Genomic DNA, 5,536 nt, shown 5'->3' with positions numbered 1-5,536 from the left:
TAGAATACGATCTAGATATCTGGAATGCTTGGAAATCTTTGTGTGAAGAGTGCCCTTACTTAATAACTAACGATCGTCTTTGTATAATTATAGAGCGACCGAGTGAATTAAATTTAGATCGATGGCTGTTACCACATGGAGAATCTAAACCAGCCGTTAAATATACAGATGGTTATGAAATTTATTGCCATCATGGGATAACTATTCCGGCAAAATATGGACAAAACTATCCTTCATCTGAATCGATATTATTAGAAGATCGGGAGTCGAGAAATACAGACCTAGAACAGGACAGTCAAGATGACTTAGTGTTGGCATTTTTATTTAGTATTGGGTATCAAAGATTTTCCAAAGAATTACCATGTCGAAAAGATCGATATTGGCAAAAAGATGGGAGAATGAGAAATCCATCATTAATGGATTGGTCATTCAATATAATTGATGATTGGTTTAATCTTTATTCCTGGCGATTCTATCGAGAACGAGATAAAGCAGTATGGCTACTATTAAAGCCAAAGACTGAAGATACTCGCTCAATCATCAAAAATCTCCCATGTCTTTTATCTGAAGAACTAGATTATTTTTATCAAGGCTACGTAGATTATTTATATTATTTAATTACCCCTGAATTATCTTTTTATCCACTTAGCAAAGCGATCGAGCATCCGAAGCCAGGATTAAAAGACTACCTCGTGCGAATGTTTCAAGGCGATCGAGGAGAAGTATATTATGTTGTTTGTAATAGTGTAAGAAAAATTATCTCTCCTGTTTACTGCCGATTTCCTAATGCCAAGCCGATGGTCTATGCTAAGTGCGTAACTGCATTATTTGCATCAATCGCTGAATGCTATCGATCGGGTGCATACTATATTGTAGTTGACGAAATAACGGGTGCGAGGTCGATCGAACAGGATTTAGATAAAGTCGAGCCAATTTTTGAGAAGTTTAATCCATCTCAAATCGTTAACTGGCGTAAGATTTGGAAAAATAAATCTCGATCGATCTTCCAGAATAACTAGATATAGAAATATTTGAACTCATCTCTCTTTTTTAGACTTAACTAATCGATACTCTAGTTTACTAGTTCTGAATTCCGCGATCGCACTCACCCGATCGGCGATAGATTTAGATCGCTAAATATTGAAGTATGTCTGGATATATGTGGGAATAATAACACTAGGGCGATCGATCGGCATTAAGAAAGCGTTATCGGGCAACTAACTGACACTTTCTGAACGCGTGACGCCACCCACCCACTACCCTATTCCCTCATGCCCAGAGATAGTGACACCCAGCGCGTCAACAATGGCTCGATAGATATTCCTAGCCGTAGTGAAATTGGTAGATCTCATCAGTCCAGTCAATCGACGATCTTCCAACAATCGCAAATTTGGTCGCGCGCGATCGGTTGGGGCATCATGGGCTTAATTGTCGTGGTGACTGCCTGGGCTAGTTTTGCTCGCATTGACGAAGCGATTCCCGCTGAAGGCAAACTCGAACCGATCGATGATGCCAAGAAAATCCAGGCACCGATGGCTGGAGTCGTCAAACAGATTTATGTCAAAAACGGCGATCGAGTTAAAGCTGGAGACTTGCTGCTGAGACTAGAATCGACTGTCTCCAAGTCGCAATTGGCTTATCTTACCAAGACTAAAGCCTCGCTAGTGGCGGAGAATCGGTTTTATCGGGAGCAGATGGGTGTTGGCGCAGGGAAAGGGGAAAGGGCAAGTGTCAAGGTGAAGATTGCGCCGGAAATTTTGGCTTTGACGAAGAGTCGAAATGCCTTGGTGGCGGAGAATCAACTCTACCGCGCTCAGTTAAATGGTCGGCAGATTAGTAGCTTGACTTCAGATCGGCAAAAACGGTTGCAGTCGAATGTTACCGAGTTAAATACGCGGCTATCTGGCAGTAAATTAGAGATCGCCCAAGTCCGCGAACAGATTGCCGAAAATCGTGTGCGGCGGCAAGGCTTACTCGTGCAGATTGCTGGCGTTAAATTAAACATTGCCAGTATGCATCGAGAAATGGTTAGTGGGAAAGAGAGTCTAGACATTTCTCTAGTTCAAATCGATCGTCAAATCTCCCAAAATCAAGCTCGCCTCAATGCCACCGAAAAAACCTTAAATATCTACCAGCAAATGTATGCTGACATGCAGCCAGCCGGTGCAGCCGGTGCGATTTCCACATCTCAAGTCAAACGCCAAGAGCAAGAAGTCGTCGCCCAAACCAGCGAACTCGAACAAAAAATTCAAGAACGAGATCGGCTCAAGTTAGAAAAAGATCGGCTGATTGCCACCAGTCGCACGGACGCCCAAAAACAACAGCAACGCATCCAAGAACAGCAGCAGACTCTCCAGCAACGCCAATCAGAGATTGCCCAACTCGATCGAGAATACGCCCGATTACAGCTTAGTGCCGATCGCGGCATCGCTAAATTCGATAATGATGTCGCCGTCAGCCAGAAGGATCTCTTTTCTCGCTTGGCTGAAAACGACAAACAGATCGCCCAAATCGATGGCCAACTCAACAAATCGATCGTCGAAAACGACAAAAAGATCCTCGAAACTGCCAATCAAATTACCCAAGCCCAGCAAAACCTCAAATATCAAGAAATTCACGCCCCCGTCGCTGGCGAAGTATTCGAGCTGAAAGCCTACCCTGAAGGCGTCGTTAGCAGTAATTCCCCAGATCCGATCGTCCAAATTATCCCTACTAAAGACATCATTGCCAAAGTCTATATCACCAACAAAGATATCGGCTTCGTCAAAATCGGCCAACAAGTAGACGTGCGAATCGACACTTTTAACTTTAGCGAATTTGGCGACGTTAAAGGCACGATCGAGTGGATTGGTTCCGATGCCCTTCCCCCAGAGCGGGATTACCCATTTGCGCGATTCCCCGCCAGAATCAAACTTTCCAAACAGGCACTGATAATTAAGGGATCGGCGATCCAACTCAAGCCGGGGATGTCTGTGAAAGTGAATATTAAATTACGCGATCGACCAGTAATGAGCATCTTAACCGATCTGTTTTTCAAGCAGTCAGATGGATTAAAAAATCTCCGATAACCTCGGCAATAAGTAATGTCATGCCAATTTAAAAAACAATCCCGATTGATGGAGCAGCAAACTCCAGAGACAGCGAGGTTTCTCTAGTCCCCAATCCAAAATCCAAAATGGTATGAATATGTCTGCTGTCCTACACATTGGCGATACATCTCTAACTGGCGAAGAATTACTATCCTTAATGCGCAAGTATCAGCTTGTGCCCCAACTTGCCAAAGAGATGCTAATTGCAGCAGCAATTAAAGATTATGAAATTACTGAATTAGAACAGCAACAGGCTTGGCAGAATTTTTGCTGCCAACAGCAGATCGGTAGCGATCGAGACTTAAATTCCTGGCTCCAGCAACATCGATTAGAACAGCAAGACCTTCAAGCCTTAATTAACCGCGAACTGCAACTGCAAAAATTCAAGACCGATAAATGGGAAGACCAGTTAGAATCCTACTTTTGTCAACGTAAAGCTCAGATCGATCGGGTAATATTTTCGACAATTCGAGTGAGCGAAGTCCATGTTGCTGAAGAGATTTACTTGCGGCTCGTCTCCGAAGAAGCTACCTTTGTCGATCTCGCACCGCTTTATTCTGAAGGAATTGAAGCCAAAACCAAAGGAATTAGCGGGCCAATCGAGCTGTGCAAACTAGACCCCATTATTGCTAATGCGCTGATAACTCTCCAGCCGCATGAAATCCTTCCACCCATCAAAATCGGCGATGGGTGGTTAGTTCTGCAACTAGAAGCGATCGTTCCCGCTCAACTCAATGAGGAAATGCGCCACCGACTTAAGGAGGAGTTATTCAATCGGTGGGTAGATACAGAAGTACAGAAACTATTGAATTAGGTTAATTCTGGTGTGAAGGGATAAGAATCAATTATCGACACCAAGCTCGAATACTTAAAACCGCATCGCCACTAGTCCGTAACTTTCCTCACCCGATACCCCGATCGATTAACTTGCGACCATGAACGACCGACAAACCCTGACCAGCACAGATATTCAAACTTTTCTGCAACCATTGGCTCCATTCGATCGATTATCGCCAGATGAATTACAAGCTTGGGCGAGTAAAATGCAGCCGTTGCGGTTTCGGATGGGTCAAAAAATCTCCTTAAATACTCAATTACCCGATCGCTTCTTAGTAATTTTTAGTGGCAAAATTCGTTTGGTTGGGAGCGAACCGAATACAAATAAAACTATCTCTTTACAAGTATTAGAATCGGGTGGAATGCTGGGATCGATCGGTCTAATTCGTAAAATTCCTTGTGAAACAGCTCTGGCATCTGAAGAAACTATTTGCTTTGCCCTCTCTGCCACAGACTTTACCGATTTACTGTACCAACATCCCGCTGTTGCGGATGGATTTAAGACCCCACACCGCGCCGAAGTCTTCGATCTGATGACTCGCTATTTTCAACATCAAAACTTAGGATTACCCACAGGCAAAGCACTAGCTCAACTCACCGAGCGCGTCTGGCAAGATGCGGTACTCGCAGTGAAATTACCAGACTCATTAGCAATCGATCGATTCTGGTTCGATAGTTTGGCTCCAGCAGCGGAATTTGGCGTCCCCATCCCACTCGATCGCGAAGCGTCCCCTCTGCGGAATCGTCCAGTTTTAAGTATCCCAGAGTCTTCATCACCCCCAAGGTTAATCGGACTTAGTGCCCGTCTGCTCGACATCACCGCGATCTGCGACGACGCCTGGGCGGAAACCTCTGCGCGCTCTGCAATCTTAATAGATTACGCTCCAGAATTAGATGTCCGAGTTACTAACAACGAACTGACTACACCGCCCAGTCAAATAGCCGTGGCTTATCGCGATGGCAAATTCCCCACCGTGTTGGGTCGCGGTATTAGGGAAGAGATCCTGGCCTGTTTCCAAATGATTAGTTTATATTTGGGGATTAAATATCGCCGCGAAACCGTCCAACGGATCGTCGATCTGCAACTCGAACGCAACGGTAAAGTCACCCTGCAACCGTGTGCGGGGATTGCCGAAGCGTTGGGTTTGATGGGCAGACTGATGGATATTCCTGCCAACCAAATTTGTCGGATTCAGAATCCCGCGCTGATTGCTTGGGAAGATAGTTTTGCGGTTATCTATCAAGCCAACGACAAAGAGATCGTGTTAGGTACTCCTCAATCTGGCGTTGAGAAAATTAAGATCGATCGATTTATTTCCCTGCTCGGCGATGCTCAAACCTCAGTTCAGATTCTACTGCTGCTGGAAACTAAGAATATCCAACGGCAGAAATTCGATCTGGCTTGGTTTATCCCTTATCTCAAACCCGAATGGAAAGTTCTGGTTGAAGTCCTGATTGCGTCATTCTTCGTGCAAATCTTGGGTTTGGCTAACCCACTGCTGGTGCAAGTGATTATCGATCGAGTCTTGGGTCAAAATAGTCCATCCACGTTGGCAATCTTTGGCATTCTCCTGATCGTCGTCGCCCTATTCGAGAATATCCTCACCAGC

The 5,536-nt window shown here is 44.8% G+C and carries 3 protein-coding genes and 1 pseudogene; all 4 read left to right on the top strand.

From position 1 onward, the window contains the following. A pseudogene (locus RMO84_RS13435) lies at positions 1–1,019 on the top strand (hypothetical protein); the annotation flags it as partial. Positions 1,020–1,271: 252 nt separating this feature from the next. Further along, the gene (locus tag RMO84_RS13430) at positions 1,272–3,068 is read left to right on the top strand and encodes an HlyD family efflux transporter periplasmic adaptor subunit (protein ID WP_310488954.1); all 1,797 of its coding nucleotides are present in this window, start codon (positions 1,272–1,274) and stop codon (positions 3,066–3,068) included. A 112-nt stretch (positions 3,069–3,180) separates the two neighbouring features. Beyond that, on the top strand, positions 3,181–3,903 hold the full coding sequence (locus tag RMO84_RS13425; protein ID WP_310488953.1) for a peptidyl-prolyl cis-trans isomerase: 723 nt from the start codon (positions 3,181–3,183) through the stop codon (positions 3,901–3,903). A 121-nt stretch (positions 3,904–4,024) separates the two neighbouring features. Continuing rightward, the coding region (locus tag RMO84_RS13420) for a cysteine peptidase family C39 domain-containing protein (RefSeq protein ID WP_310488952.1) at positions 4,025–5,536 on the top strand (1,512 nt) is incomplete at its 3' end.

Origin of the sequence: Chamaesiphon sp. VAR_69_metabat_338 (genome assembly GCF_031423935.1) — a bacterium.
Classification (GTDB): domain Bacteria; phylum Cyanobacteriota; class Cyanobacteriia; order Cyanobacteriales; family Chamaesiphonaceae; genus Chamaesiphon.
Note: the sequence above shows the minus strand (reverse complement) of the source record. Positions and strands in the feature narration are given on the sequence as shown.